The organism is Actinomycetota bacterium (genome assembly GCA_035759705.1).
GTDB lineage: Bacteria > Actinomycetota > CADDZG01 > JAHWKV01 > JAHWKV01 > JAJCYE01.
Genome location: DASTUJ010000225.1, coordinates 1 through 23,135, shown reverse-complemented (window position 1 = coordinate 23,135; position 23,135 = coordinate 1). Strand labels below are relative to the sequence as shown.

Sequence of the window (23,135 nt, the reverse complement as noted above, 5' to 3'; positions counted from 1 at the left end):
TCGGCTCCGTCGGTGGAGCCGGGCCGTTACGACCTGGTGATCCACCCGTCCAACCTGTGGCTGACCATCCACGAGTCGATCGGCCACGCCACCGAGCTCGACCGGGCCCTGGGCTACGAAGCGGCTTACGCCGGGACCTCTTTTGCGACCCTCGACAAGCTGAACAAGCTTCAGTACGGGGCGCCCTTCATGCACGTGACCGGGGACCGGACCGTCGAGCACGGGCTGGCGACCGTCGGGTACGACGACGAGGGCGTCGCCGGGCAGACCTGGGACCTGATCCGCGACGGCGTGCTGGTCGGCTACCAGCTCAACCGCCAGATGGCGCTCAAGGAGGGCTTCGGCCGCTCGAACGGCTGCGCCTTCGCCGACTCGGCATCCCACGCTCCGCTGCAGAGGATGCCGAACGTCTCGCTGCAGGCGGGGGCCGATGACGTGTCGCTGGGCGACCTCCTCGGCGGCGTCGAGAACGGCATCTACATCGTCGGCGACAAGAGCTGGAGCATCGACATGCAGCGCTACAACTTCCAGTTCACCGGCCAGCAGTTCTGGCGCATTCGCAACGGACGGCTGGACGGGCAGCTGAAGGATGTCGCCTACCAGGCGACCACCACCGACTTCTGGAACAGCATGGCCGGCCTCGGGGGACCGTCGACCTACGTGCTCGGCGGTGCGTTCAACTGCGGCAAGGGCCAGCCGGGCCAGGTGGCGCCGGTCAGCCACGGCGCCCCGGTGGCGATGTTCTCCCGGGTCAACGTGCTGAACACCGCTCAGGAGCGCGCAGTCTAGATGACGTTGCAGGAGACCCTCGAGCGGGTGCTGGAACTGTCGAAGGCGGATGCGTGCATAGCCATCGCCTGGCACCACTCGTCGGCCAACCTGCGCTGGGCCCTGAACACGACGACAACCAACGGGGTCACCGACTCCCAGGAGCTGTTCGTGATTTCGGTGATCGACGGCCGGGTGGGATCGGTCGGCCGGACCTACTTCCCCGACGAAACGCTGGAATCGCTGGTGCGGGAGTCGGAGAAGGCGTGTGAGGGCAAACCGCCGGCCGAGGACCTGATGCCGCTGCTGGGGGGCGACGGGGTCCCTGCCGACTGGGCCGCCGAACCGGAGACCACCGGAATCGGAGTGTTCACCAAGGTGACGCCCGACCTGGCGGCCGCCTTCAAGCGGGCCGAGGATGGCGGCTATCTGCTCTTCGGCTTCGCCGAGCACGAGCAGAGCACCGTCTACCTGGCAACCTCCACCGGCCTTCGCCGCCGGCACTCGGGCGCTGAGGGCAAGTTCCAGATCAACGCCAAGACACCGGACTTCAAGGCCTCCACCTGGGCCGGCCTGGTGACGACTACCTTCCAGGACGTCGACGTCGAGGCTATGGAGCGCAAGCTGGCGCAGCGGCTGGAGTGGTCGGAGACCACTGTCCTTCTGCCGGCCGGCCGCTACGAGGTGCTCCTGGAGCCTTCGTGCGTCGCCGACCTGGTGCTCGAGGCCTACTGGAGCAGCGCCGCCCGGGACGCCGACGAGGGACGAAGCGTGTTCAGCAAGCCGGGCGGCGGCAACCGGGTGGGCGAGACGATCGCCCCCGACGGCATCTCCCTGTACTCCGACCCGGCCGAGCCGGGGTTCGAAGTGTCGCCGTTCGTGGTGGCCACGTCGTCGAGCAGCTACTCGTCGGTTTTCGACAACGGCCTCACCTCCGGCCGGATCGACTGGATCGACAAGGGGGTGCTGACCGGGATGATCACCACCCGCTACTGGGCGAAGACCGCGGGTGTGGAGGCCAAACCCTTCATGGAGAACCTGATCATGCCCGCCGAGGGGCCGTCGCTGGAGGAGATGATCGCCTCGACCAAACGCGGCCTGCTGGTGACATGCCTCTGGTACATCCGGGAGGTGGACCCGCAGACGCTGCTCCTGACCGGTCTGACCCGGGACGGAGTTTTCCTGATCGAGGACGGGAAGGTGGCCGGCGCAGTGAACAACTTCCGGTTCAACATGAGCCCGCTGGACATGCTGGCGCAGACCACGGAAATCGGCGAGTCGCAGTCGACCCTGGCCCGTGAGCTGGGCGACTACTTCACCTTCGCCAAGATGCCGCCGCTGAGGGTTCGGGACTTCCACATGAGCTCGGTGAGCGAGTCGGTTTAACGAATCAGAGCCTGGTCGGTACGGGGATGGTCTGCAGATCCATGGCGGCAACCGTGTCCGGGAAGATGGCCTGCGCCTCCGCCAGAAGGGGGGCCGTGTCGGCATAACGCTGCGAATAGTGCGTCAAGACCAGGAGCCGGGCCCCCGCCCTTTGGGCGATGGTAGCCGCGTGGGCTGCCGTCAGGTGGCCGTACCGCGCAGCCAGCTCCTCCTGGTCGCTCAGATAGGTGCACTCCGTGACCAGCATGTCGGCGCCCCGGGCCAGGTCCACTGCGGCGTCACAGATGCGGGTGTCCATGATGAAGGCAAAAGACTGCCCCGGCCGGACCTCGCTCACCTCTTCCATGGTCACTGTCCGGCCCCCCGCCGTCAACGAGCCGTTCTGCTGGAGCTCTCCGATCGCGGGGCCGACGATGCCGAACTCGGCCAGCCGTTCGGGAAGCATGCGGCGGCCGTCCGGCTCCTCGATCCGCCAGCCCCACACAGGGACGTTGTGCTCCAGCCGCCCGGCGGTGACCGAAAACGGCGGCCCGGCATCGCCCATCCCGGGATCCTGCACCGGCCGCAACTCCACCGGCGGGCGGTTGAAGTGGGCGGACGATCCCAGCAGCCGTTCCAGGTACCCGTGCCCCGAGGCGTGGTAGTAGAGGCCGACCGGCCGGGTCACGCCGTCGAGCGCAAGCCGCTGAACCACGCCGGGCAGGCCGAGGCAGTGGTCGCCGTGAAAGTGGGTCAAGAAGATTCTGGTGATCGACGACGCCTTGACGCCGGCCAGCAGCATCTGGCGCTGGGTCCCCTCGCCCGGGTCGAAGAGCAGGGACTCGTCGTCCCATCGAAGCAGGTAGCCGTTGACGTTGCGATCCCTGGTGGGCACCTGCCCGGCCGTCCCGAGCACCACCAGCTCACGCACCGAACTATCTAGGTTGCGGGCAGATCGGACTCTTCGTCCGGCACGTCCGGTTGTGGTGCCGACGGCCCGTCCCGCTTGTCGGCTTTCAGGGAAGCGACGATGGTCACCGCCAGAACCAGAGCGATAACCGCCAGCGAGATGGCAACGGGCATGTGGTAGAAGCCTGAGATGAGCATCTTCACGCCCACGAAGCCCAATATCACACCCAGGCCGATGTTCAGGTAGCGGAACCGGTCGGCCATCCCGGCCAGCAGGAAGTAGAGCGACCGCAGGCCCATGATCGCGAAGGCGTTGGACGACAGCACGATGAAAGGCTCGCGGCTGACCGCCAGGATCGCCGGGACGGAGTCGACGGCGAACAGCACGTCGGTCGCCTCCACCATCACCAGCACGGTGAACAGCGGGGTGGCCATCCGGCGGCCGTTCTCGATCGTGAACAGCTTCTGGCCGTGGTACTCCGTGGTGGTCGGTATGACCTTTCTGACCAGCTTTAGGACAGGGTTGCGCTCCGGATGGACCTCGTTGTCGGAGTGCCGGGCAATCTTGAACGCCGTGAAAACCAGGAAGGCGCCGAAGACGTAGAGGATCCAGTCGAAGCGCTCGATCAGCGCCACGCCGGCGAAGATGAAGACCGCACGCAGGACCAGTGCTCCGAAAACGCCGAAGAACAGCACTCGGAACTGGTATTTCGCCGGTACGGCGAAGAACGAGAACAGCACCGCCCAGACAAACACGTTGTCCACCGAAAGGCTCTTCTCGATGAGGTAGCCGGCGATGTACTCCCCCGCCGCCTGTCCCCCCTGCCACCAGAACATCACCGCGGTGAAGCTGACGCCGATGGAGATCCAGACGATGCTCTCGATAGCCGCTTCGCGGAAGGTGATCACGTGCGGCTTGCGGTGCACCAGGAGGAGGTCGAGCAACAAAAGCGTCGTGATTCCCACGGTGAAGAAGACCCAGATCGACGCCGGGACGTCGAAGTCTGCGAAATTCTGGCTGGAGCTCGACGCAGTGGCGAGTTGGGCGGCGAGCGTCATACCTTCGATCTTCCCATCAAATCGGTCCGGTGTTTACCGTTTGCAGCCAGCCGGCGGCGAATTGCCACGAAGAACCGGCCGGTTTGATGACATCCATGTGCCCTGTCTTCGGAACGATCTGCACTGCGGCTTGGTCCCCGGAGGCCCTGGCCTCTGCGACATAACGCCTGCTCAGGCCGGGCGGCACCACCCGGTCCCGTTCCCCGTGGACGAGCAGCTGCCGGACCCCGATCGGGAGGCGCTCGGCAGGGGAGGCGAAGCGGTACCGCTCGGCAACCACGTGCGGCGGTCCGCCGAGCAGTGCCTCAACGGCCCCATCGCCGGTGCCGGACTCCCAGGCATAACGCAGGTCGGGAACGGCAGCCAGGCCCACTGCCGCGGTGACAACCGCAGCGCCCCCGGCCCTGGGTCCCCGCTCCGCGGCCAGCCAGAGCGCCAGGTGACCGCCCGCAGAGTGCCCGGCCGCCCCTATCGAAAACAGGTCCAGTGCGGCCGCCTCGGGGAGTCCGGCCAGCGCATCGAACCCGGCAAGCACGTCGTCGAACGTCCCCGGCCAGCCCCCGCCCGGCTCCCCGACCCGGCGGTACTCCAGGTTCCACACGGCCAGGCCTCGCCTCAACAGGTCGCCGGCGACGTCGAACATCAGATCTAGGCCCCAGGGGCGGTGCCAGAACCCCCCGTGCAACAGGATCACCGCGCGGTGGGGAGGCTCCGACGCCGGGAGGCTCAGATGGCCGAACTGGGACGGGTGCGGTCCGTACCGGTGCACGGTGGTGGGGAAGGAGGGGCTCAATTACCCTCCACGATACCCGCCCCCGGAAATTCCGTGGACAAATGGCTCGCCAATGCAGGTACGCTTTAGGTGTAGCCTTCTCCGCGATCGGGCGTCCAGAAACGGCATCCCCACGAAGTGCGTAAGGTACGCCCATGTCCACTGAATTCGCCGACGCGCCGACGGATCCAAAGATGAAGCTATCGGCTTCGGATGTCGACTCCTATCCCGATGTCGAAGGACCGGTCAACGAGCACGCCATCTGGCGGACCGCGATAGCTCTCTCGGCGGCCGTGACGCCGTACGAGGTGGCGGTCGCCCTTGCCGACAACGCCGCCGCGGCAGCCGGGGCCTCGTTCTCCAATGTGGCGGTTCTCGATGCCGATCAGGACTACGTGCGGGTGGTCAGCGGAGTGAGCGTCGACCCGGCACTGGTAGCCCGGTGGGCGGACCGGTGGGCAGAGTTCCACATCACCGAGAACCTCCCCCTGTGCGACGCAATGCGGACCGGGACCACCGTCCTGCTGCACTCGGCCGAAGAGACGGCGGAGAAATACCCTGTGATGCTCCCGGAGACGGTGGCTGCATCCCTCAGCGCGACCGCTTCGGTGCCGCTGGTAACCGCCGAGGGAAGAACTCTGGGGTGCATCGGCTTCGGGTGGAAAGCTCCGCAGGAGTTCCGAGAGACGCAGGTTCGCAGGCTGGAGCTGATCGCCGAGCTCGGAGCGCAGGCGCTGAACCGGGCGATCTTCGAGCAGGATCGAGGCCACCAGACCGCCAAAGAGGAGGCGGACGCCCACGTCCTGCAGGAGGCCTTCCTGCCGGCGGTCCTGCCGCAGAGTGCCCGCCTCGAGCTGGCAGCCACCTACCTTCCCGCTCTCGACGCCCCCATGGGCGGCGACTGGTACGACGCCTTCCCGGTCGACCGGGGCATGTGCCTTGTGGTCGGCGACGTCGGGGGACACGGCCTGCAGTCGGCTGCCGTAATGGCCCAGCTCCGCAACGCAGTCCGGGCCTTCGCCGACGAGGACCCGACCCCGGAAACCATCGTCACCCGTCTCAACCGGATGTTGTGCCGCCTGGAGCCGGACGAGACGGCCACCTGCATCGTCGCCGTCTGGGACGAGGAGACCGGGATCATCAACCGGACGAACGCCGGCCACCCGGCCGTTCTGCGGTGCCGCATCGGGGAAACCGCATTCCTGCTACCCGACGCCAGCGACGTGCTGCTCGGAGCCGATCCGGGCTGGCAGTACAAGTCCGAGTCCAAGTTCCTGCGCCCCGGCACTACGCTCCTGCTGTACACCGACGGCCTGGTGGAGCTGCGGGGCCACACCCTGGACGAGGGCATGGATGCGCTCCGGGAGTTCGTGGAGAGCCTCGACGACCTTTCGCCTGAGACGTTGTGCAGCCAGATCCTGGACTGGCGGCTCAAGACCGCCAGCCGGGAGGACGACATCTGCGTCCTCGCAGTGCGCGTCCACTAAAGATCGGTCCGTGGGTGCGCCGGAGATGTCGGGCGTCCTCGAAACCGTCCTCTACTACACCGACGAGGAGGAGACGCGCCGCTTCTACTCCGAGGTGATGGGCATGAAGGTCGTCGGCCAGACACCGGGCCGTCAGATCTTCCTGCGAGCCGGGACCAGCGTCTTTTTGCTGTTCGACGCCGAGGCCACCGGTAAGCCGGGCTCCCTGCCGCCCCACGGCGCCACCGGTCCGGGCCATGTCTGCTTTCTGGTCCCGATGTCCGCCTACGCGGCATGGCGGGCGCACCTGGAGACCGAAGGGGTGGAGATCCTGGAGGAGGTCGACTGGCCGCCCGGCCAGACCGGAAAGAGCCCGCTCGGGTCGTCGTTCTACTTCAGGGATCCCTCGGGCAACCTGCTGGAGATCGCCAACGCCGACTTCTGGCCGCGCTAGCCCGGAACTCCTACCCGACGCCGAAAGCGGACCTCACGTAGTAGATCGCGAAGTAGATGACGAAGGCCGCGCTGGAGAGGTACATCATCCAGTGGACGTCCCGGGCTTCGCCCCTCAGCAGCTTGATCACGGTGTAGCTCACGAAGCCGGCACCCACCCCGTTGGTGATGGAGAAGGTGAACGGCATGACGACCATCGTCAGGAAGGCGGGGATCCCCAACTCGTGTCGCTCGAACGGGATCTCCCGGATGATCTCCATCATCAGGAAGCCGACGATGATCAGCGCCGGGGCGGTGGCCTGCGGCGGGATCACGTCGGCCAGCGGCCACAGGAACACCGAGACCAGGAACAACAGGCCCACCACGGTCGCCGTGAGGCCGGTCCGGCCGCCCTCGGAGATGCCGGAGGCGCTCTCGATGTAGGTGGTGTTCGACGAGGCGCTGAAGGCGCCGCCGACCGCCGCCGCAGCGGAGTCGACCAGCAGCACCTGCCGTGACCGCGGGAGGCGGCCGTCGGCGTCGAGGTAGCCGGCCTTGGCGCCCAGCCCGACTACGGTGCCCATGGTGTCGAAGAAGTCGGAAAGCATGATCGTGAACACGGCCAGGATCGCGGCGATGGCCCCGAGCCGGCCGAAGTAGCCGAACGAGAAGTCTCCGATCAGGCTGAAGTTCTCACCCGCCGGGAACGCGACGACCCGTTCCGGGAACTGCGCGGCTGAAGGAAGCGACTCGGGCCACCCGTTGCCGCCGGCGAACAGCTCGTTCAACAGGATGGCGAAGACCGTGGTCCCCAGGATGCCGATCAGCAGGGCTCCCCGGATCCCGCGGGCGACCAGGTAGGCGGTGAGCAGCAGGCCGATCACGAACACGGCCACCGGCAGGCCCCGCAACTCCCCTCCCCGGCCGAGCTCGACCAGCAGTGTCGGGGTCTCCGGTTTGCCGACGAACCCGGCGTTGATGAACCCGATGAAGGCGATAAACAGGCCGATTCCCACCCCGATCGCCTGTTTCAATGCAAGCGGGATGGCATTCATCACCGCCTCCCGGAACCCGGTCAGGACCAGGACCAGGATGATCAGGCCCTCGGTGACGATCACCCCCATCGCCTCCGGCCAGCTCAACCCCCCGCCGGCCACCAGCTGGAACGCCACAACTGCGTTCAGACCCAGACCGGCGGCGATCGCGAACGGGTACTTGGCGATCAGCCCCATCGCCAGGGTGCTGACCGCGGCCGCCAGTGCGGTGGAAGTCAGGACCAGCGGGAAGGCCAGGCTGAGCCCGTCCCGATCCGGGACCGCTCCCAGGATCGACGGGTTCACGAACAGGATGTAGGCCATGGTCATCCAGGTGGTAAAGCCGGCGATGACCTCGGTCTTCACCGACGAACCGGCGGCGGTGATTCCGAAGTAGCGGTCGAGGGGCGAGGTGGGGGCGGCCGTGTCTTCGGCCCGCCTGTCGGCCTTTTCTTCGGCCGTTTCCTCCTCGGTTGTCGCTACCTCGTCGCGCTCATCCATGTCGATGAACCTGCGTCCGACCGCCCGGATAGAACCTGGCTCGGATTCTTACTTAGCGGAGGGTGGTGGGACAAGGGTTTTCTGCTAGCCCACAACTTTGACCGTCCCTCGCATGAACGGGTGAAACAGGCACCGCAGTTCGTAATCGCCGGGGCGGGAAAAGGTGAGCTTGTAAGAGAAATCCTCCTTCGCCAGGGCACAGATGCCCCCCGAGTTGAAGAACCCGTTCCCGTCCCAGGTTCCCGCATCGAAATCCAGGGGCGGAGCGCTCGGATCGAAGCTGAGCGCCGGGACCGGAGGGGCCTGTGACGGGGTGTAGGCCATCGGGTTGAGCCTCACGGACCCGTCCTTCTCCTTTTTGAGGTCGCCGAAGGCCTCGGCCGGCGGGTTGAAGGAGATGGTGTGACAGACGGTGAACCGCCAGGTGATGCTGTCGCCGGCCGGGATGGTGACCTCGTCCGGGCCGAAAATCATCGCCAGCTCGAAGGGACTCTTGCCCGACTCGGTCCCCGCAGCAGCATCTGTGGACGTGGCCGAGCCTGCAGATGCAGTTGCGGGCTCGAGGTTGGCCAGGGAGGTCGAGATCTCGCGACGCGCCCGGGCGGAGGCATCTTCGGCGCCGGGTCGCTCCGTTTCCTCGCCGACCACCTTCACCTGCCCACTCATCGTTCCTCGGTGGATCAGGCACATGAACCGGTAGGTTCCGGGCGCCAGATCCTCGGCGAGCGGCACCTGGTAGTCGGATCCCTCCCGCAACATCCCGCTACTGTAGAAGCTCTGGGTTCCGTCGAATGCCGGCTGGTCACGCTCCGGACATGGATCCGGCATCGGGGGATCGCCGCTGTCGAGGAAGCATGGCTGGCCCGCAGCCTGGTTCTCAGGCCTGTAATCGGCGGTCGCGGCGAAGACGCTGGGCAGCTTGTACATCTCCTCCGGCTCTCCCAGGAAGTACTCCTTCAGCGTGGCCGGCTTGACCCGGTCAAGCGCCGCCAGTCCCTCGTTTACCAGAGTGCCCATGGCGATTACGTGCGGCTCACCAACTCCCTCGACCTCGAAGACAAGCGTGTCGCCGGGCCGGGCGACCGAGTCTCGGGGGAAGAAGCTGATCAGCGACGGACCCCGGGAAGCATCGGTTGCATCTACGCGGATCGGCAGTGAGATCGGGGCTTCGAAACCGACCTCCGGCCGGCAGGCGAAGAGCAGCATCAGGAGCGTCAGACTTGGGGCAAAGCGCTTCATCCGGGACCCTTGGAGAGGACGTGCCGGGGCGAATTATATGAAGGTCAGGGGGCCATCCACAACGGGGTGCAGCAGTAGGGCGAGCCCCGCCGGAACCGCTCGGACTCCCAATCGGCTCAGGGCCCGGCACAAGAAGCAATCGCCGCGATTCGGTGGCATTGTGTAGGTGACATTGTTGATGGGGGGTCAACGTATGGAAAACCTGCCGGAAGTCCAACACCTTGTCTCCGAAGCCGCCGAAGCGGGCCGTATAGACGCCGATGTAATCGCCCGATCCCTGGGCCACCTGCCTCTGGATGGCGATCAGGTCGTGGACGTCTACCGCCGAATCAGCGGCGCCGGGGCGGCGATCGTCGAAGAACCCGACTCTTCCCAGGAAAGCCCGGATATCGAGGAGGAAATGCCGGACGGCTATCTCGCTCGCGTTGACCGGGAACCTGCAATATCCGAGAAGCGGGAGGCCTACCTGGCCGAGCTGATCCAATGTGGTGGCCTGGCGGAAGAGCTGCCCGCCCGCAGGCTGTTGATGGAGACCAACCAGAAAACGGTCGTTCGGGTAGCCGGGCAGTACCGGGGGCGGGGGCTGCCGTTTGGCTCGTTGGTCGCCGAAGGCAACCTTGGGCTCCTCAAGGCGCTGGACACCTACCCGCCCGGGCTCGGATTCAGTCTGGGGGCTTTCGCTACCTGGGAAGTGCACCGCGCGATCAGGCGGGCCCTCGATGCCCAAACGCTGAGGATCAGCCTCCCCGCGGCGAGAGCGGAGGACCTGAACCGGATGCTCAGGGTTCAAACCGAGCTTAGGCACAAGAGGGTGCGGGAACCCTCGGTAGAGGAGATCGCCGCCGAGATGAGGTTGGGGCAGGACGAGGTCCGGGAGCTGTTGCGGATCGCCTGAGCCGGCTCAGGAGGCGGGCGCTGCGGGAAGCAGTTCGCGGTAGTTGTCCCGGGCAACCGAGCCCTGCGCCAGCGTGCCGTCACCGCGGGGGATGTCGATCGGCTGCCCCTGCAGGGTGAACGCCACCCGGCCGACACCCGGGCGGCCGGTGAGGGTCAGAACCATCTGGGCGATTGCCAGCCGCTGGGTCGGCCCGTCGAGCACGGTGAACGGCTGGGTCAGGTCGACGCTGGCAACTCCTCCGACGAGATCGGAGGCGCCGACGGCGTCGTCGTCGACGAATGCGGTGCTCAGCCCCTGCCGGCGCTCCGTCCGGGTGGGACCTTCCAGGAGTGCGTCCACTACGTCGGGCAGCGAAGCTTCGCCCTCTCCCAGCCGGCGCTCGACCGGTACCAGCCGCTGCCCGGAGGCGTCGACCAGGTAGATCTGCACCGCCGGGCCCTCGGGAGGCGCGGCCGAATCGGCCGGTTCGGACGCCTGGGGGTCGAGCAGCCCGAAGGGCACGTCGTCCATTGTTTCCGCCCCGTCGTCGGTGGGCACGCCGCACCCGGCCAGGGCGGCGACGAGCAGCATGAGGATCAGCCGCCTCACGCCGGACCACCCTCCGGGAGCTCGACGACAAAACGGGAGCCGCCGCCTTCCCGGTCCTCCAGCCGCACGCTCCCGCCGTGCAGGATCGCGTGCTCGGTGACCAGAGCCAGGCCGAGCCCGGCGCCGCTGTGGCCTGCGACGGCGGCGGTCTCCCCCCGGGCGAAGCGCTCGAAGATGAAGTTGCGCTCATGTTCGGCGACACCTGGGCCGTGGTCCTCGACTGCAAACAGCACCTTTCCGGCCTCGCCGGTGATGTGGATCCGCATGACGCCCCCGCCGTAACGGTCGGCGTTGTCGATCAGGTTCTGCAGCATCTGCGCCAGCCGGCGCGGGTCGGCCTGGAGAGTCGACGGAACGCCTTCGTCGACCTCGACCGGAACCATCGACTTGCCCATCCGCTCCAGCAGGCTTCGGGCCAGCTGCGCCGGGTCGACCGGCTCGATCTGCATGCCCGCGACCCCGGCCTCGACCCGGGAGAGCTCCAGCAGGTCCTCTACCAGCCGGTGCAGGTCTCCAACCCGCCGCTCCATCTCGTCCAGGGTCCCCGCGGTCGCCTTGGTGGCCCGGCGGCGGGCGACGTTGATGGCGGAGAAAAGGGCCGCCACCGGGCTGCGGAGCTCGTGGCTGACCTGGGAGGTGAACCGGGACTCCCGGTCGATTCGCTCCTGCACTGCGTCGGCCATCCGGTTGAAGCTCCTCGCCAGGACCCGAAGATCCCGGTCGTCGGTGGTCTTGATCCGGGTGTCGAAGCTGCCCTCGGCGATGCTCTCGGCGGCCGAGGTGAACTGCCGGAGGGGCTTCAGGATCCGGCCGCTCGCCAGCCAGCCGATCGCTGCTCCGGCCAGCGTCGCGACAAGGGCCGACAGCGCAAGCCCCCGGGCCAGGCCGTCGAGCGTCCGGTCGATGTCGTCCATCGGCACCAGCTCGAAGTAGCCGGCGTTGAAGGCGGGGATGGCCACCCCGATGCCGGCGAAGGGCCGCCCGTCGACCTCCACCAGCTGCCGCGCTGCCCGCCCGGACGCCACCGCCCCGCTGAGCGACGGCGGCAGGCTGTTCGGGCCGATGCCGACCGACCCCGAGAACCACTCACCGCCCACCCGGGTCAGGACCACGGACTGGGCGCTGCCGCCCACCGCCGACAGGGCTTCGCTCAGTTGCGGCTCGCCGGCCATGAGGGTGTTGCGGACCAGCCGGGCGTTCAGGTACCCCTGGGTGAGGGCGTTCTCCTGCCGCTCCTCGATGAGCTGGTCTCGGGTCACCTGGTAGGCAAACGTGGCCAGGGCCGCCGACAGGACGAGGGCGATGATGCCCCAGGCAAGGGTTGCCCGGGCCCGGAGCCCGAGCGAACTGACCGGGCCCTTCAAAACTTTGGCACCTGGCGCATGGATCCTCCGCTTTCGCCCGCCGGGCCGTTACTGCGAAAAGTCTTCCGTTCCATCATGCCAGCCGGTAGGCAAAAAGCTCTCCGGCGGGTTTGACCTGAGTTCTGTGGGTAATATCGAGTTATGAATAACTCAGTGTTCTTTAATCCCGACTGCACCAACTGCCAGACCGTCAAGGGCATCCTCGAGGTCCGGAACATCGGCGCCGACTACGTCCACTACCTCGACCAGGCTCCTTCGAGGGAGCAGATCGAAGAGGTCATGGGCCTGCTCGGAATCGACGACCCCCAGGAGATGATGCGGGCCAAAGAACCCGTCTACCAGGAGTTGAACCTGGCGTCCGCCGACCGCGAGACGCTGATCAACGCGATGACGGAGCACCCCATCCTGATCCAGCGCCCGATCGTGATCGTGGACGACAAGGCGGTCATCGCCCGGCCGGCCGAGAAGGTCCTGGAGATCCTGGAGCCGCAGGCGAGCTAGCTACACCTCGTAGATCAGTTGATAGGTGTGGCCGCCGTCCTCGGTGACGGTGATCTTCATGGAACCGGTGATGCCGGTCAGTCCGGCGGTGCCCGATCCGGGGACGATGTCGACCTTTAGCCACTCGCTGCCGTTCATGACCTGGCTGGCCGAGTGCATGACCACGAACGTCCCGGAGGCTCCTCCGACGGTGCCGTCCAGCCTCTCCATACCCACGTAGGCACGGGCGTTGTTCGCCTCGGCCAGCAGTAACTCGGCAGTGCTTGTCCCCTGGAAGTCCCCTTCGAAGGTCTTGGTGAGGCTGGCGCGGCTGAGAACGGCGCCCTCGTGCTCCTCGTAGGTCTCGCCCTCCCAGTTGTGAACCGCAAAAGTTCCTGTGGCTTCCGGCATAGTTTCCCCCTGTTTTCCCACCTTTGACCGGATCGAACATATGTTCGATAATACATGGTCCCTATGGACGCAGCTCGGATAACTTCCGCAGAACGGCTGGGCGAGCTAACCGAGCTCGCACGCCCGGTTTCCCTGGCCGGCGAGCACGTCCTTCCCCTTCTGCCCGCCCTCGAATCGATCCTCCCCTTCGGCAGCCTACAGCGGGGGTTCACCCTGTCGGTCCAGGGCGGGCCGGGGACCAACTCGCTGGCGCTGGCGCTGGCGGCCGGCGCTTCGAAAGCCGGATCGTGGGTAGCGGCGGTGGGGATCCCCTCGCTGGGGGTCGCCTCGGCGGCCGAGCTGGGCGTGGTCCTGGAGCGATTGATCCTGATCGCCCCTCCCCCGGCGGCCCTCTGGCCCACGGTGGCGGCCGCTTTGATCGACGCGTTCGACGTGGTCCTGGTCGGCTGGCCCGACGTGTCCGGCGCCATGGCCCGGCGGCTGGGGATGCGGAACCGGGACCGGAAGTCGGTGCTGATCCCGGTTGCCACCGGGATACGCAGTCCATGGAACGAGGCGGCCGACGTCCGGCTCACCGTCTCCGGCTCCCACTGGGAGGGGCTGGGGGCCGGCCACGGGCGGCTGACCGCCCGGCGGCTGGAGGTCGAGACCGGGGGCCGGCGCTCCCCTATGCCCTACCGGACCGCCCTGTGGCTGCCCGACGGTGAGGGCCGGGTGAGGGTGGAGCAGCCGGACAACGTCCTGCCGATTGCCCCCGCCGGGCCGCCGGCCACCGGGGCGCCCGACCTCCTTTCCGGGACCGCTTCGGAGCGGCCTTTTGTGCCCGGCGCCGAGCGGATCGGACCGTTCCCGGTTCCCGCCCTTCGGTCGGGCTAACCCATGGTGGAAAGCCAGCGGGTCCTGGTCCTCGGCTGCCCGTGGTGGCCGCTGCTGGCGGCCGGGGTCGCCCGGAGCACGCCGGCGGTGGTCATCGAAGCCAACCGGGTGACGGTGGGGACGCCCAGCGCCGCTACCGCAGGGGTCACGGTGGGCCTTAGGCGCCGGGAGGCCGAGAGCCGCTGCCCCACGCTGCTCACCGTCAAGCCGGACCCGGCGCGGGAGGCCCGGGAGTTCGAGAAGATCCTGGGGGCCCTGGACGGCTTCACGCCTTTCATCGAGATCCTGCGGCCCGGCACCTGCCTGTTCGCCACCAAAGCCTGCGCCCGCTACTTCGGGGGCGAGGACTCCCTGTCCGCCCAGGTGCTAGCGACCATCACCGCAACCGTCCGCCAGGAGAGGTGCTTCGGCCTGGGGATCGCCGACGGGCTGTTCGCGGCAACCGCCGCCGCCCGGAAGAGCCTGCGCTCCGGGGAGCCGGTGATAGTGGAGGCCGGAACGTCGCCCGAGTTCCTGGCCCCCCAGCCGGTGTCGCTGCTGGGCCGCCCGGACCTTGCCGACCTGCTCCGCCGGCTGGGCCTTAAGACCCTGGGGGCGTTCGCCGCCATCCCCAGCGCCGACGTCCTCGGCCGCTTCGGGTACGACGGAGTCGAGGCCCACCGCCAGGCAGCCGGGGCCGACGAGCACCGTTTCGTCCCCCGCGACAACCGGATGCTTACGGAGCTCAGCGAGGAGCTGGACCCGCCCACCGACCGCTCCGACATCGCCGTCTTTACCGGAAAGGGGCTGGCCGACCGGCTCGCCGGGCAGCTCGAGGCCGAGGGGCTGGCGTGCAACAAGGTGGTCATCGAGGCCACCACCGAGGACGGCCAGACCTTCTCCCGCACCTGGCGGCTGGACGGCGGGTTCAGCCCGGGCGCCATCGCCCAGCGGATGCGCTGGCAGCTCGACGGGTGGCTCACCGGCGGCTCGGGCGACGCAGCCGGAGCGGCCACCGGGTCCTCCAACGCCCGGCCGGGCAGCGCCCTGGCGAAGATCACGATCGTCCCGGAGGAGGTCACCGCCCACCCGGGCGTGCAGCTCAGCTTCTGGGGCGGCCAGACCGAGCCCGGCCGCCGGGCCGCACGGGGCATCGCCCGGCTGCAGGGCCTGCTCGGCCCCGAGGCTGTCGTGGTCCCCGAGTACAAGGGCGGCCGGGGGCCGGACGAAAAATTCCGCCTGGTCCCCGCCGACGCGGTCGACCTGCTCAACCGCTCCGCGGTCCCCGAGTTCCTGGCCGAGGCCCCCTGGCCGGGAAACGTCCCCGCTCCGTCGCCGGCGCTGGTGTACTCCGATCGAAAAAGGGTCGGGGTGCTGGACGGCAGCGGCAAAGCGCTCGGGGTCGCCGGCGACCGGCTGTCCGCCAGCCCCACCACCGTCACCCTGGGCGCCCGGCGTCTGGAGGTCACCGGTTGGGCGGGCCCGTGGCCGGTCAACGAGAGGTGGTGGGACCCCAAGGCCAGCCGGCAACTGGTGCGGATGCAGGTGGCGTGCGCCGACAACAACGCCTACCTGGTGGCGTTCGAGGAGGGCCGTTGGTGGCTGGAGGCCGCCTACGATTAGTCTCTAGCTCATGACAAAACCACTTGAAGCAGTCGTCTTCGACGTAGACGGAACCCTGGCCGAGACCGAACGGCACGGCCACCGGGTTGCATTCAACAAGGCGTTCGCCCAGGAGGGGTACTCCTACAGCTGGAGCGACGAGCTCTACCGGGAGCTCGTCAAGACCACCGGAGGCGACCGCCGAATCGCCCGCTACCTGAACGAGTACGAGAACTACGACCTGGACGAAGCCCGCGAGGTTGCCAAAAAGCTGCACCCGAGCAAAACCCAGCTGTTCGTCGACACCATCCTGGCCGGCGAGATTCCCGGCCGGGCCGGCGTCTACCGGTTCATAAAGTCGATCCAGGAGGCCGGCTTCCGCACGGCAGTTGCTACGACCGGCACCAACAACTGGGTCCACCCGCTGGTCAAACACCTGAGCGACGACGGCGGCTTCAAGCCGTTCGAGGTCGTCGTCACCGGCAACGACGTGGAGAACCTCAAGCCCGCGCCCGACCTGTTCCAGGAGGCGCTTCGCCGCCTCGAGCTGGAGCCGGATCAGGTGGTGATGGTGGAGGACTCCAAGAACGGCGTGCGCTCGGCCAGGGCCACGGGCGGGCCGTGCCTTGCGGTTCGGGGTGAGTACGCCTCCATCGAGTCGCTGGAGGGCGCCGACCTGGTGGTCGACAGTTACGGCGACGATGGCGCTCCGCTGACCGTGCTCTCCAACCCGCTGGGTCTGGAGGTAGGTGAGAGGTTGACCCCGGAGCTGGTCGAGGAGTTGCACCGCCGCTGGCAGCATCGGTAGCCGCTACCCTTGAACGATGAGCGACATCCGGGTCACGCCCACGCTGACCATCCCTGAAAACGAGCTGCAGCTGAAGTTCTCCCGCAGCGGCGGACCGGGCGGCCAGAACGTCAACACCCGGGACACGAAGGTCGAGGTGATCTTCGACGTGACCGGCTCCCCGGCGCTCGGGCCCCACCAGCGCCTCCGGGCGATGCGCAACCTCGCCGGCCGCCTCGACGGCGAGGGCAAACTGCACGTCATCGCCTCCGAGGAGCGCAGCCAGGCCCAGAACCGCGAGCTGGCCATCGCGAGGCTGTCGTCGATCATGGCCGACGCTCTTCGCCCGCCTCCGGCGCCGAGGCGGCCGACCAAACCCAGCAAGGGCGCCCAGGAGCGCCGTCTGGCGTCGAAGAAGGCCCGGGGGCAACTGAAGCGCCTGCGCAGCACCTCCTCCGAAGATTAGTCAAACCGAGCCACGGGTACACTTGCTCCATGGCAAAAATGAAAGCTAAGAATGTCGGCAAGGGTGCAACCCTGATCACTCTCATGAGCAACCCGATCGTCCGCCGAGCCGTGATCAAGGGCGCCAACAAGGTCATCGAGGTCGGCTCCAACAAGATGGCAGCCCGATCGGCGTCGAAGTCTGCGGCAAGCGCTCCTCCACCGGTCGAGGGACAGACCACGGTCATCCCGAAGCCGGCTCCCCCGAAACCGTCCACTAAGCCCGCCTCGTTGGCAGAGTCCGCCGCGGTTGAGACGATAGTCTCCTCGGTCGCTTCGGCAGCCAAGCCATATGTAGACAAACTGGCGGCTTCCGACGCAGGCCGGTCGGTTCTACAGGTCGTCAACTCCGTGACCGGCCAGGCCCTGGGCGGCGTTTCCGCTCAGCCGAAGCGAGGCGGAACATCGGTGGCAAGCTTCGTCGGCAACATAATCTCCGGGCAGGTGAGCAGCCCGGCGCCGAAGCCCGAAGCCAAGGGCCCCGGCGCAGACGTGAAGTTCACCCAGGTCAAGCCTCCTGTGGCCACTGCGGAAACGCCGGCGCCGGAGTCCATGCAGTGGCCTCCGCCCAAATCGAACGGCTCCGCCTCCTAGATCACTTCTGGTTCCTGGGGTCGTCGGCCGGGTTCACGTACTCCAACCCGAACGGGCCGTTCCCGCTGAACTGCAACACGGTCTCGGTGTCGAACCAGACGAAGTGCACAATGCCGGGCGCCCGGTAGGAGAAGCCTCCGGCGGGGACCGACTCGGATGCCGCCTGGTCGAACACCTCACCCAAACCCTGATGCAGCGTCCCCGAGATAACGGTCAGCTTCTCGATGGTCGGGTGCGTGTGGGGCATAAGCCTGGATCCCGGGGGGAACTTCAGCCGGAATGTGTAGGGCACCGGCAGGTTCGGCGGTCCACCCTCGATGAACGCAAGCTTTACCCCCTCGGGCAGAAAAGCCGCCGGCGGGGGCGGGTCGATCCACCGGATGTCCTGCGGTTGCAGCGTGAAGTGTTCTTCCTCCGGGACTTCCTGGTGCGGCCTCGGTGTGGCGTGGTCGGCTTCGGACTGCGCCGCCTTCGACTCGCAGCCGGCAAGAACGAGAGCCAGCGCCAGCACTACAACAAGACGCTTCATGACCAGAACTCGTCGAAGGCGTTCTGGTTGCGGGGGTACAGCCAGATCTCGACCGGGACCCCGTCCTCGAACCGCCAGACCTGAACCGGCTGCTCCGCAAGCGTCTTCCCATGGCGGGCGGCGGTGGTTTCGGAAAGCACGGTGCCGTAGTCGTCGTTGGCGAATATCTCCCGCGGCTGGAGCTTGAACGTCCCGCCGGACATCTCCTTGAACCTACCGAACGCCGCGCCGACCGCGGGTTTTCCCGTGTGATCGCCGGCAAGCAGGCTGTCGCCCGGGACGTGAAACACGATGTCGTCGCCCAACAGTTCCAGCGCCGCCGGGACATCGCCCGCAGCGAAGCTCTTGTAGCTGCGTTCCAGCAGCGCAACGTTGGGATTTTCCTGAGCCGTCTGCACCATTCCCTCCTCGTCCGATGCCGATGAGCCTTGTGGAAGGCCCCTGCGCGGTAAAGACTAGGGAGCCGATGTAGCAGTTTTATTGCCGTCCGGGGGGCTGAAATTGGCTGCAACGGGGCTCGATATCCGCCTGCTTGGACGGTTTTCCGTTCGGCGGGCAGGCAAAGAGATACCTCCCAGCGAGTTCCACGGCCGCCTTGCGAGAACCCTTTTTCGTCTTCTGGTTACACGGCCGGACCAGCTGACCACCCGTGACTACCTGACCGAGTCTCTGTGGCCGGGCAGAGCGCCTGCAGACCCCGAGCGAAACCTCAACGTGATGATCGCCCGGATCAGACGGGCTCTGGGGGACGCCTCGCTGATCGCGACCGGCTCGGGAGGCTACTCGTTCCACCCGACGGCAGGCTGCAAGGTCGATGCGGAGCTCTTCCAGGAGCGGGTCCGGTTGGGCCGGGGGCTGCTCAAGGAGGGCCGGCACGGCGCCGCTCTCAAGGAGTTTCGGGCCGGCTTGGACCTCTGGGCGGGAGACCCGCTGGCGGAGGATGCCTACGAGGAGTGGGCCCAGGAGTACCGGGGTTGCCTGGCCGCGGCCCATCTCGAGGCCCTGGAGGGTGCTTCCGCCGCCTCCCTGGCGGTCGGGCTGGCGGGCGACGCGGTAACTCTGGCCCGGTCGGCGGCCGCCGGCGAGCCGCTGCGGGAAGCCTCCCACCTGCTGCTGGCCCGTTCCCTGGCCGGTTCCGGTGATACAGCAGGCGCGCTGGCGACCTTGCGGAGCTTCCGGATCCGCATGGCGGACGAGCTCGGCCTCGACCCGCCGGCGGGGGTCGGCGACCTGGAGCGGGACCTGCTTCGCGGGGTCGTGGTGGTGCCGGGCATGGACTCCAAGACGATGGCTCCTGCGATGCCGAGCGAGCTGGAGTTCTCAGGTCGTGGAGCGGAGCTCGGCTTGATCGTCGAGTCGTTGAGCGGATCCGGCGAAGGAATCGTCCTGGTCCACGGACCGCCGGGATCCGGTAAGACCCGGTTGCTGAAAGAGGCCGCGCGGCGGCTCGACCGGCCGGTGCTTTACGGCCGGGCCTTCTCCGCCGAAAGGGACGAGCCCTGGTCCCTGATCCGATCACTGATCCAGGAGGCGGTGGCGCTGTTCCCGGATTCGGTTTCACGCCTGCCGGGACGTGTCTCCGGAGCGTTGGGAGAGGCGGTTCCCGGCCTGCAGGCCGACCTGCCACCCGCCGGGGAGGTGATCGACCCGCAGAGCGTTCGGGCGCTAGCGGTGCAGGGAGCAGTTCGAGTGCTTCAGGAGGTTGTCGACCGGAGAGCTGTACTCGTGGTCGACGACCTGCAGTGGTGCGACCCAACCAGCCTTGCGGTCCTGAGCACGGCGTGCCGGCGGGTCGAGCCTATGCCCCTGGTCCTTGCCTACCGGTCAAGTGAGCCTACGGAGCCCGTCCTCAACTTCATGAACGAGGTGCGTCCAAGGGCTGCGGCGTCCATCGAGCTCGGTGCGCTGCCGGGCGAGACCATCACGGGGTTCTTCGCCAACCCCGAGATCGGCTGGGTGGTCCTGGAGGAGACCGACGGCACCCCACTGGCGATATCCGAGCTGATCCGGAGCCTGGCCGCGGCCGGGGTTGTAGCGCCGGAGCCGGGACACCGGTGGTCGGCACGGTCGCCCTCAGCCGTCGACAGCGTCCGCGAGGCGGCCCGTGGGGGCAGGATAAGGTCCTTCGAGGACCGGGCCGGGTCCCTGCCGGCGCCGGCGGCGGGCGTGCTCAAGGCCCTGGCGCTGCTCGGCCACCCGGCGAACGCCAGGCTTCTGGCGCGGGCTACCGGCACCGTCGAGAGCGCCGTTCTGGACCATCTGGAGCTGATGGGCCGGGCTACCTTGGTGCGCCTCGGGGACCAGGGCTGGTCGCCCTCCCACGACCTGGTCGGCGAAGCCGTCGCCGGACAGATGAGCCGGGAGGAGCGGGGCCGTTTGCACGCCTTGCTGGCCGGCGCGTTGGAGAGCGAGCGGGCGGACCGGTCGGAGGTGGCCCGGCACCTGGACGGAGCCGGGGACAAGCCCGCCGCCGCCCGGGCATTTGCCGAGGCCGGCCGGGGCGCGCTCGACCGCTACGCGTCGAAAGAGGCGGAGGAGCTGGCCGAGTCGGGGCTGGCGCTGGACCCGGAGCCGGCGCTCGCAGCCGAGTTGCTCGAGGTTCGGGCGGAGGCCCGGGCTCGAACCGGCCGGATCGCCGAAGCCCGGGAGGACCTTCGGACGGCACTGTCGGGAGTCCATAGTGGACCCGCACGGTCGCTGCTGCTCTCCCGGCTGGCTCTGCTCATATCGGGTGCCGACGACTACGTCCACGCCGGCGAGCTCGTCGAGCTCGCCCTAACCGAGGCGGGACCCGATCTTCCCGCCCGAGCCCGCGCCCTTGCCGTCGGCACGATGATCGAAGGAAACCTCGGGAACCTCGACAAGGCGAACTCTCTTGCCGGGCAGGCTCTGGAGCTGTTCCGGCGGCTCGATGATGCGAACGGCGCGGCCGACGTCTTGGAGCTGCAGGGCCTCAACCTGGTCTACGCCGGACAGCTTACGGAGGGGGTGGCGCTTCTGGGGAGGGTCGCCGACCTGTTCCGGGACGCCGGCAAGCTGATACGCATCGGACCGACCGTGACCTTCCGGGCGCTCGGCCTGCGGATGATGCTGCGGTTGGAGGAGGCGATTCACGAACTCGACGAGTTGCTGGAGCTCGAGCTGCAGCTCGGCAGCGCCGAGGGAGAGTGCTGGTGCCGGACGGCACGAGGCCTGATCCTGGCCGACCTCGACCGGATCGATGAGTCCAAAAGAGAGGGCGAGGAAGCCTTGCGTATCGCCCGGGCCATCAACCACCGCGAGCTGCTTTCAGGGTCCCTGCTCAACTTCGGCTACGCATGCCAGGTCGGCGGAGACCTGAATGAGGCGATGCGGCTCCTTACCGAGTGCGCCGAGGTGGCGGCCGGGCTGCCGGCCTTCCTGTGTTTCGCCGAAGGCGGCATGGCCAGGATCGAGGTATCGAGAGGCAACCTCGAAGCTGCCGAAGCGCACGTTCAGGCGGCAGTGGCGGCCGGCTTTCCATTTGCGATGTACCAGGCGGAACTGGCGCACGCCGAGATCATGGTCGCCCGCGGGGACCCCGAAGCGGCCGGCCGGGTGGCGAGCTACCTGGCATCTGCGGAGTCGGGAGGTGCCTGGTTAACGGCAGGGCTCTTGCGTAATCTGCTCGACCGGGTAAATCCGGAATCGTGGTGACATAGATGGAGGCGGATTTCTTGCGGAAAGGACGAACTCAACCGGTGAAGCATCGACTCTTGATCCTGGTCGCTCTCGCAAGCCTTCTTTTGATGGTCACGCCCGTTGCAGCCGGCGCTGCAACCCCGGCCTGGGCCCCCGCCGCCTCCGCCACCATCCGCCCCGGCGCGGCGACCTTCACCGGCCACGCCATCTGCACCGCCAACTTCGTCTTCCACGACAGCGCCGGCAACGTGTACCTCGGCCAGGCCGCTCACTGCTCCAGCAACGACGACGCCGGCTCGCTGGACGGGTGCGTGAACAACTCCCTGCCGCTCGGAACCCCGGTGCGGGTCGCCGGAGCTACCCGGCCGGGCACCCTCGCCTACAACTCATGGATCGCCATGGACCAGCGGCACGAGACCGACTTCAACCAGTGCCAGTACAACGACTTCGCCCTGGTGAAGCTCGACCCGGCCGACTACGGGCTGGTCAACCCCAGCCTCAGATTCTCGGGCGGCCCGACGGGCGTGGTCCAGAACGTCGTCGACGACTCGCGGGTCTTTGGCTTCGGCAGCCACATCCGCGACACCGGGATCCAGCCGCACGGCAAGAGCGGTAGAAGCCTGCGGCAGGGAGCGGGCGGGATGGCGCACGTCGTCCAGCTGGGCCCGCCGGGGATCTCCGGCGACTCCGGCTCCGGGCTGGTCGACGAGCAGGGCCGGGCGTTCGGCGTGCTGAGCACCTACTCGCCCAGGCGTCAGTTGAACGGCGCCGGGAACCTGAGCCGGATGCTGGACTACATGCGAGGCTCCGGGTTTCCCGATGTCACCATGGCGAACGGCACAGAGCAGTTCGTCGCTCCCGGTGTTCCGGCGCAGGACCCGGTAACCGCCCTGCTGCACGACCTGCTCGACCCGCTATTGGGGCCGCTGGGTCTCGTACCCGCCCGTTAGCTCAGCTCGAATTCCAGAGAGCCGGCGATTGCGCCGTTGGTCAGCACGTCTATCCGGTGGGTGCCCGGCCGGTGCACGCGGGTGGTCATCTGCCGGAAGCTGAGCTTGCGGCTGTAGGTCGCCGGCACGCCGGGCTCCATCTCCAACGAGCCGAGGCGGAACACCTGGGGCGAGGTGCTGCCATCGGCTTTTACATAGTGGACGGCGTAGTCGACCATCACCGGCTGCGTTTCTGGGAGCGTCGAGGTGATGGTGAAGGTAAGCCGGGCACTGCCGCCGATATTCGGCGCAGCCGGATCCAGTGTGAGGTCGCTCAACTCCACCGATAGCCCCGCTTTGAATCCCAGCACGGCGAGAGATCCGGGGTC

General features: G+C 67.7%; 24 protein-coding genes. 13 read left to right on the top strand and 11 right to left on the bottom strand.

The genetic code is table 11. The features are described 5' to 3' along the window. Both VFV09_15980 and VFV09_15975 read left to right on the top strand, forming a co-directional pair. Positions 1-789 (top strand): TldD/PmbA family protein (locus VFV09_15980; GenBank protein HEU4869211.1); only part of this gene is annotated, 789 nt, incomplete at its 5' end. Further along, positions 790-2,154: a metallopeptidase TldD-related protein gene (locus VFV09_15975; protein HEU4869210.1), complete on the top strand. Its 1,365-nt coding sequence runs from the start codon at positions 790-792 to the stop codon at positions 2,152-2,154. A 4-nt stretch (positions 2,155-2,158) separates the two neighbouring features. Here VFV09_15975 and VFV09_15970 read toward each other — a convergent pair whose 3' ends face one another. Genes VFV09_15970 through VFV09_15960 form a run of 3 tightly spaced genes read right to left on the bottom strand, consistent with a single transcriptional unit; the run spans position 2,159 to position 4,894 of the window. Continuing rightward, positions 2,159-3,064: a ribonuclease Z gene (locus tag VFV09_15970; protein ID HEU4869209.1), complete on the bottom strand. Its 906-nt coding sequence runs from the start codon at positions 3,062-3,064 to the stop codon at positions 2,159-2,161. Between the two features lie 8 nt (positions 3,065-3,072). Then, positions 3,073-4,101 (bottom strand): TerC family protein, encoded by a 1,029-nt coding sequence (locus VFV09_15965; protein ID HEU4869208.1) that lies wholly within the window; start codon positions 4,099-4,101, stop codon positions 3,073-3,075. Between the two features lie 16 nt (positions 4,102-4,117). Beyond that, a complete protein-coding gene (locus tag VFV09_15960; GenBank protein HEU4869207.1) occupies positions 4,118-4,894 on the bottom strand; it encodes an alpha/beta hydrolase in 777 nt (258 codons plus the stop codon). A gap of 134 nt (positions 4,895-5,028) precedes the next feature. On the opposite strand from VFV09_15960, the gene VFV09_15955 reads away from it, so the two are divergent. Together VFV09_15955 and VFV09_15950 are read left to right on the top strand one after the other, a co-directional pair. Beyond that, positions 5,029-6,360, top strand: coding sequence for a GAF domain-containing SpoIIE family protein phosphatase (locus VFV09_15955; GenBank protein ID HEU4869206.1), 1,332 nt, complete (start codon positions 5,029-5,031; stop codon positions 6,358-6,360). 10 nt (positions 6,361-6,370) lie between these two features. Then, positions 6,371-6,793 carry a VOC family protein gene (locus VFV09_15950; GenBank protein HEU4869205.1) on the top strand — a complete coding sequence of 141 codons (423 nt, stop codon included), beginning with the start codon at positions 6,371-6,373 and terminating at the stop codon, positions 6,791-6,793. Positions 6,794-6,803: 10 nt separating this feature from the next. On the opposite strand, the gene VFV09_15945 is transcribed toward VFV09_15950, so the two are convergent. Together VFV09_15945 and VFV09_15940 are read right to left on the bottom strand one after the other, a co-directional pair. Further along, positions 6,804-8,306 carry an NCS2 family permease gene (locus VFV09_15945; GenBank protein ID HEU4869204.1) on the bottom strand — a complete coding sequence of 501 codons (1,503 nt, stop codon included), beginning with the start codon at positions 8,304-8,306 and terminating at the stop codon, positions 6,804-6,806. Between the two features lie 84 nt (positions 8,307-8,390). Further along, on the bottom strand, positions 8,391-9,545 hold the full coding sequence (locus VFV09_15940; GenBank protein HEU4869203.1) for a hypothetical protein: 1,155 nt from the start codon (positions 9,543-9,545) through the stop codon (positions 8,391-8,393). Positions 9,546-9,738: 193 nt separating this feature from the next. On the opposite strand from VFV09_15940, the gene VFV09_15935 reads away from it, so the two are divergent. Beyond that, positions 9,739-10,440, top strand: coding sequence for a sigma factor (locus tag VFV09_15935; GenBank protein ID HEU4869202.1), 702 nt, complete (start codon positions 9,739-9,741; stop codon positions 10,438-10,440). 6 nt (positions 10,441-10,446) lie between these two features. Here VFV09_15935 and VFV09_15930 read toward each other — a convergent pair whose 3' ends face one another. Continuing rightward, positions 10,447-11,031, bottom strand: a complete 585-nt coding sequence (locus VFV09_15930; GenBank protein HEU4869201.1) for a GerMN domain-containing protein — start codon at positions 11,029-11,031, stop codon at positions 10,447-10,449. Further along, entirely contained in the window at positions 11,028-12,395 is a 1,368-nt protein-coding gene (locus VFV09_15925; protein HEU4869200.1) for a HAMP domain-containing sensor histidine kinase, read from the bottom strand. Before VFV09_15925 ends, VFV09_15930 begins: the two co-directional genes overlap by 4 nt. A 141-nt stretch (positions 12,396-12,536) precedes the next feature. Between VFV09_15925 and VFV09_15920 the strand changes: the two genes are divergently transcribed. Next, positions 12,537-12,896, top strand: a complete 360-nt coding sequence (locus VFV09_15920; protein ID HEU4869199.1) for an ArsC/Spx/MgsR family protein — start codon at positions 12,537-12,539, stop codon at positions 12,894-12,896. On the opposite strand, the gene VFV09_15915 is transcribed toward VFV09_15920, so the two are convergent. After that, complete coding sequence (locus tag VFV09_15915; GenBank protein ID HEU4869198.1) at positions 12,897-13,286, bottom strand: DUF3224 domain-containing protein; 390 nt, start codon at positions 13,284-13,286, stop codon at positions 12,897-12,899. It abuts the gene before it with no gap. Positions 13,287-13,349: 63 nt separating this feature from the next. On the opposite strand from VFV09_15915, the gene VFV09_15910 reads away from it, so the two are divergent. Genes VFV09_15910 through VFV09_15890 form a run of 5 tightly spaced genes read left to right on the top strand, consistent with a single transcriptional unit; the run spans position 13,350 to position 17,628 of the window. After that, complete coding sequence (locus tag VFV09_15910; protein HEU4869197.1) at positions 13,350-14,162, top strand: hypothetical protein; 813 nt, start codon at positions 13,350-13,352, stop codon at positions 14,160-14,162. Between the two features lie 3 nt (positions 14,163-14,165). Further along, entirely contained in the window at positions 14,166-15,764 is a 1,599-nt protein-coding gene (locus VFV09_15905) for a DNA polymerase Y family protein (protein HEU4869196.1), read from the top strand. Positions 15,765-15,774: 10 nt separating this feature from the next. Beyond that, positions 15,775-16,551 carry an HAD-IA family hydrolase gene (locus VFV09_15900; GenBank protein ID HEU4869195.1) on the top strand — a complete coding sequence of 259 codons (777 nt, stop codon included), beginning with the start codon at positions 15,775-15,777 and terminating at the stop codon, positions 16,549-16,551. A gap of 16 nt (positions 16,552-16,567) precedes the next feature. Next, entirely contained in the window at positions 16,568-16,996 is a 429-nt protein-coding gene (gene arfB / locus VFV09_15895; protein HEU4869194.1) for an alternative ribosome rescue aminoacyl-tRNA hydrolase ArfB, read from the top strand. Positions 16,997-17,025: 29 nt separating this feature from the next. Next, positions 17,026-17,628: a hypothetical protein gene (locus VFV09_15890; protein HEU4869193.1), complete on the top strand. Its 603-nt coding sequence runs from the start codon at positions 17,026-17,028 to the stop codon at positions 17,626-17,628. 1 nt (position 17,629) lies between these two features. On the opposite strand, the gene VFV09_15885 is transcribed toward VFV09_15890, so the two are convergent. Beyond that, a complete protein-coding gene (locus tag VFV09_15885) occupies positions 17,630-18,157 on the bottom strand; it encodes a cupin domain-containing protein (GenBank protein ID HEU4869192.1) in 528 nt (175 codons plus the stop codon). Next, entirely contained in the window at positions 18,154-18,555 is a 402-nt protein-coding gene (locus VFV09_15880) for a nuclear transport factor 2 family protein (protein ID HEU4869191.1), read from the bottom strand. The genes VFV09_15885 and VFV09_15880 overlap by 4 nt, the downstream gene beginning before the upstream one ends. Positions 18,556-18,658: 103 nt before the next feature. Here VFV09_15880 and VFV09_15875 point away from each other — a divergent pair, with 103 nt between their 5' ends. Together VFV09_15875 and VFV09_15870 are read left to right on the top strand one after the other, a co-directional pair. Continuing rightward, positions 18,659-21,832, top strand: a complete 3,174-nt coding sequence (locus VFV09_15875; protein HEU4869190.1) for a BTAD domain-containing putative transcriptional regulator — start codon at positions 18,659-18,661, stop codon at positions 21,830-21,832. 44 nt (positions 21,833-21,876) lie between these two features. Next, positions 21,877-22,767, top strand: a complete 891-nt coding sequence (locus VFV09_15870) for a serine protease (protein HEU4869189.1) — start codon at positions 21,877-21,879, stop codon at positions 22,765-22,767. On the opposite strand, the gene VFV09_15865 is transcribed toward VFV09_15870, so the two are convergent. After that, on the bottom strand, positions 22,764-23,135 hold a 372-nt coding region (locus VFV09_15865), incomplete at its 5' end, for a DNA alkylation repair protein (protein ID HEU4869188.1). The two genes, VFV09_15870 and VFV09_15865, sit on opposite strands and share 4 nt — an antisense overlap.

Bases quoted from the DNA above. Each gene is read 5' to 3' on its own strand.
- VFV09_15940 (HEU4869203.1), bottom strand. From the start codon at position 9,545: ATGAAGCGCTTTGCCCCAAGTCTGACGCTCCTGATGCTGCTCTTCGCC.
- VFV09_15945 (HEU4869204.1), bottom strand. From the start codon at position 8,306: ATGGATGAGCGCGACGAGGTAGCGACAACCGAGGAGGAAACGGCCGAA.
- VFV09_15915 (HEU4869198.1), bottom strand. From the start codon at position 13,286: ATGCCGGAAGCCACAGGAACTTTTGCGGTTCACAACTGGGAGGGCGAG.
- VFV09_15885 (HEU4869192.1), bottom strand. From the start codon at position 18,157: ATGAAGCGTCTTGTTGTAGTGCTGGCGCTGGCTCTCGTTCTTGCCGGC.
- VFV09_15920 (HEU4869199.1), top strand. From the start codon at position 12,537: ATGAATAACTCAGTGTTCTTTAATCCCGACTGCACCAACTGCCAGACC.
- arfB (HEU4869194.1), top strand. From the start codon at position 16,568: ATGAGCGACATCCGGGTCACGCCCACGCTGACCATCCCTGAAAACGAG.
- VFV09_15975 (HEU4869210.1), top strand. From the start codon at position 790: ATGACGTTGCAGGAGACCCTCGAGCGGGTGCTGGAACTGTCGAAGGCG.
- VFV09_15965 (HEU4869208.1), bottom strand. From the start codon at position 4,101: ATGACGCTCGCCGCCCAACTCGCCACTGCGTCGAGCTCCAGCCAGAAT.
- VFV09_15955 (HEU4869206.1), top strand. From the start codon at position 5,029: ATGTCCACTGAATTCGCCGACGCGCCGACGGATCCAAAGATGAAGCTA.
- VFV09_15910 (HEU4869197.1), top strand. From the start codon at position 13,350: ATGGACGCAGCTCGGATAACTTCCGCAGAACGGCTGGGCGAGCTAACC.
- VFV09_15890 (HEU4869193.1), top strand. From the start codon at position 17,026: ATGGCAAAAATGAAAGCTAAGAATGTCGGCAAGGGTGCAACCCTGATC.
- VFV09_15900 (HEU4869195.1), top strand. From the start codon at position 15,775: ATGACAAAACCACTTGAAGCAGTCGTCTTCGACGTAGACGGAACCCTG.
- VFV09_15935 (HEU4869202.1), top strand. From the start codon at position 9,739: ATGGAAAACCTGCCGGAAGTCCAACACCTTGTCTCCGAAGCCGCCGAA.
- VFV09_15905 (HEU4869196.1), top strand. From the start codon at position 14,166: ATGGTGGAAAGCCAGCGGGTCCTGGTCCTCGGCTGCCCGTGGTGGCCG.